Below are 4,314 nucleotides of genomic sequence, written 5' to 3'. Positions count from 1 at the left end.
CAAATATGCGGAAATTGATCCTGACAAAATCGCTTTAATTTGGACTAATGATAATAACGAGGAACATATTTTTACTTTTAAAGAAATTAAAGAATATTCAAATAAAGCAGCTAACTTATTCAAAAGTTTAGGTATCAAAAAAGGCGATTGTGTAATGCTTACATTAAAAAACAGATATGAATTTTGGTTCTGTATGGTTGCATTGCACAAAATTGGGGCAATTGCTATTCCCGGAACCCACATGTTAAAGTTACATGATATTGATTTTAGATTAAAACAGGCAAATGTGAAACTTGTCGTATCTGTAGAAGAAGATTCATTGTTGCCTGATTATGAAGAAGCTGAAAAAGAATTGGATATTGATTTAAAAAAGCTTGTTATTGAAACTGATAGAGACGGTTGGATAAACTTTAATAAAGCAATAGAAGAACAAAGCGATGTATTTGAAAGGCCAACCGGTGATGATAAAACTTATGCTGAAGAGATATTCTTAATTTACTTTACATCAGGAACCAGCGGACTTCCAAAAATGGTTTCACACAAACATACTTATTCATTAGGCCATATTCCAACAGCCAAATATTGGCATAATGTTGTTGAAGATGGAATTCACCATACTGCAGCAGATACAGGTTGGGGAAAAGCTGTTTGGGGAAATCTTTATGGTCAGTGGATTAGTGGTACTTCAGTATTTATTTATGATTATGATAGATTTAACGGTATAAAATTACTTGAAAAAGTTATTGAATATAAAGTAAATACCTTTTGCGCTCCCCCAACAATTTACAGATTTTTAATAAAAGAAAACATAGAAGGATATGACTTTTCAAATCTCAGTTATGTTACAACTGCAGGGGAACCACTCCCTCCAGAAGTATCCAAAAGATTTAAAGAAATTTCAGGTCTTACCATTAAAGAAGGATTTGGTCAAACTGAAACTACATTATCCATTGGAACATTCATATGGTTGGATGCGAAACTAGAATCAATCGGAAAACCTTCTCCATTATTTGATTTGGAGTTATTAGATGAAAATCATAATAGAGTAGAAATCGGTGAAGAAGGAGAACTCTGTTTTAAAATGAATGATGGTCCAAATCCAGGATTATTTAAAGATTATGTAAATGACGATGAAAAATACAAACAGCAAATCCATCACGGATACTATCACTGCGGAGATACAGCATGGGTGGATGAAGATGGATATGTTCATTTTGTTGGAAGAAATGATGACATTATTAAATCATCAGGTTATCGTATTGGACCATATGAAGTGGAAAGCGCTGTTCTATCACATGAAGCAGTTTCTAATTGTGCAATTACTGCTTATCCCGATGAAGTAAGAGGCCAAATTGTAAAAGCTACCATTATATTACAACCAGGCTATGAACCATCAGAAGAACTTACAAAAGACATACAAAATCATGTTAAACGTGTTACAGCTCCTTATAAATACCCTAGAATGGTAGAATATGTGGATGAAATTCCAGAAACCATAAGTGGTAAAATAAGAAGAGTAGAAATTAGAGAAAACGACAAAAAATAAAGGAGATTACTATGGTTGAAGAAGAAATATCATTTCCTGTAATTAATTCTGAATTATGTAAAGGATGCAAAAGATGCATTGTAGGATGTCCACAAAATGCAATTTTACTTTCAGATGAAATAAATAATGCAGGATATCAATATGCTTATTATAGTGGAAATGGATGTACAGGATGTAAAGACTGTTATTTTACATGTCCTGAACCACTAGCCCTAGAAGTACATCAATACAAAAAAATTGTTAACGACGAAATTGGAAGAATGATTAAAGCTAAAGTAGCTAATAAAGGAGGAAGTTAAATGAGCAATCAAATGATAAAAGGAAATACTGCAGTTATCATTGGTGCAATGTATGCTGGTTGTGATTGTTTCTTTGGATATCCTATTACTCCTTCAAGTGAGATTTTACACGAAGCATCAAAATACTTCCCAATGGTTGGCAGAAACTTTGTTCAAGCAGAAAGTGAAGAAGCATCAATAAATATGGTTTATGGTGCATCAGGTACAGGTCATAGAGTTATGACTGCATCATCCGGACCAGGTATTAGTTTAATGCAGGAAGGATTTACTTTTCTTGCCGGAACAGAATTACCTGCAGTTATTGTAGACATTATGAGAGCAGGCCCTGGGCTTGGAAATATCGGACCTGAACAAGGAGATTACCACCAGATTGTTAAAGGGGGAGGACATGGAAACTACAAAAACATAGTATTAGCTCCAAACAGTGTTCAAGAAATGTGTGACTTAACAATGAAAGCATTTGAACTAGCTGATAAATGGAGAAATCCAGTAATTGTTCTTGCTGATGGTACTTTAGGTCAAATGGCAGAGCCATTAGTATTTCCGGAAAAAGCAATTGAACCAAAAAATGATAAAGAGTGGGCAGTAAAAGCTACTGAAGAAACTATGGGAAATCTCATTACTTCAATTTATAATGATTTCAATGAATTAGAAGATTTCAACTTTAAACTCCAGGAAAAATATGCAAAAATGGAAGCTGAAGAAGTTATTGTAGACGAATATCAACTTGAAGATGCAGAAATTGTTTTAGTATCCTATGGTATTAGTAGCCGTATTGCAAGAACTGCTGTTGATAAAAGTCGTGAAAAAGGTTTGAAAGTTGGACTTTTAAGACCAATAACATTATTACCATTCCCAGTAGATAGAATTAAAGAATTGTCTGATAAGGGAGTTAGTTTCATATCTGTCGAAATGAGTAACGGTCAATTATTATCAGATGTTCAATTTGCAGCATTAAGAAAAGAGGATACTCATTTAGTTAACAGAATGGGTGGAAATTTAATTGAGCTAAAACATGTGCTTGCTAAAATCTATGAAATAGCAGGAATCGAAGATGAAAACTTAGATACTTCAAAAAGAAGTGATGAAAAAGCTAGTCCAAATATAATTGATTAAGGATGTGGAAAAATGAGCGAACAAGAAAACAATAATAAAGATTATGAATTACAAATACGTAGAAATCCACAATCCCTTTTAGAAGAATATCATAGAAAAGGAACTAATACTCAATCAACCCATTATTGTGCAGGTTGTGGACATGGAATCCTACATAAATTAATAGCTGAATGTATGGATGAACTTGGAATCCAAGAAAGATGTGTTATGATATCTCCTGTCGGATGTTCAGTATATGCATATTTCTACTTTAACTGTGGAAACTTCCAAAGTGCACACGGAAGAGCACCTGCAGTAGCAACAGGTATTTCAAGAGCTGAAGATAATGCGATTGTAATGAGCTATCAAGGAGATGGAGATTTAGCATCCATCGGTTTAAATGAAACATTACAGGCAGCAAACAGGGGAGAAAAAATTGCAGTATTTTTCGTTAACAATACTATTTACGGAATGACTGGTGGACAAATGGCTCCAACAACATTAATAGGAGAAAAAACAGTTACCTGTCAAACTGGAAGAGATCCTAACTATGCAGGACACCCTACACATATGTGTGAGTTAATAAATACACTAAAAGCTCCAGTATATATTGAAAGAGTATCTCTTGCTAATCCTTTAAAAATCAGACTTGCCAAATTTGCAATCAAACAGGCATTGACTGTTCAAAAAGAAGGAAAAGGATATTCATTTATCGAAATATTATCCCCTTGTCCTACCAACTTAAAACAGGACGTTGCTAGTGCACAAAAATTTATTGAAGAAAAAATGGAAAAAGAATTCCCTGTCAAAAACTTCAGAAATGAGTTATATAAAAGAGAACCTATTCAAAGACCAGCTAGTGACTTTTCAACTGAATCATTAGATAAAATATTTAATGTTAACAGAAGCGAAGGAACAGGTTATGTTGATGATGACATTAATCCATTAAGAATTAAAGTTTCTGGATTTGGTGGACAAGGAGTTTTAAGTGCAGGACTCACAATTGCTCAAGCAGCTTGTGCTGAAGGAAAACATGTATCATGGTATCCAAGTTACGGACCAGAACAAAGAGGAGGAAAATCCAATTGTTCCGTCGTCATATCCAATGAACCTATAGGTACACCAGTTATTGATGAAATTGATATTCTCATTGCTTTAAACAAACCATCATTAGATCAATTCTCACAAGATGTAAAAGATGGTGGAGTTATACTTTACGATGCAAATATCGGTGAGTTTACAACAGATAAAGATGTTAAAATTATTGCATTGCCTTGTGTAGATATCGCAGAAGAACATGGAAATGCTAAAACTGCAAATACTGCTCTTTTAGGTGCATTAACTGAATTAGGAGATGTTTTAAAAACAGAATCC

Annotated in this window: 4 protein-coding genes; all 4 read left to right on the top strand. The window is 33.8% G+C overall.

Annotated features, from left to right (window positions below):
• A partial coding sequence (locus tag QZU81_RS10450) for an AMP-binding protein (RefSeq protein WP_295591687.1) occupies positions 1 to 1,546 on the top strand: 1,546 nt, incomplete at its 5' end.
• Between the two features lie 11 nt (positions 1,547 to 1,557).
• Entirely contained in the window at positions 1,558 to 1,845 is a 288-nt protein-coding gene (locus QZU81_RS10445; protein ID WP_295591685.1) for a 4Fe-4S dicluster domain-containing protein, read from the top strand.
• Entirely contained in the window at positions 1,846 to 2,961 is a 1,116-nt protein-coding gene (locus QZU81_RS10440) for a 3-methyl-2-oxobutanoate dehydrogenase subunit VorB (protein WP_295591684.1), read from the top strand.
• Between the two features lie 12 nt (positions 2,962 to 2,973).
• On the top strand, positions 2,974 to 4,314 hold a 1,341-nt coding region (locus QZU81_RS10435), incomplete at its 3' end, for a 2-oxoacid:acceptor oxidoreductase family protein (RefSeq protein ID WP_295591682.1).

The sequence above is a fragment of the uncultured Methanobrevibacter sp. genome (genome assembly GCF_902770715.1).
Taxonomy (GTDB): domain Archaea; phylum Methanobacteriota; class Methanobacteria; order Methanobacteriales; family Methanobacteriaceae; genus Methanocatella.
Note: the sequence above shows the minus strand (reverse complement) of the source record. Positions and strands in the feature narration are given on the sequence as shown.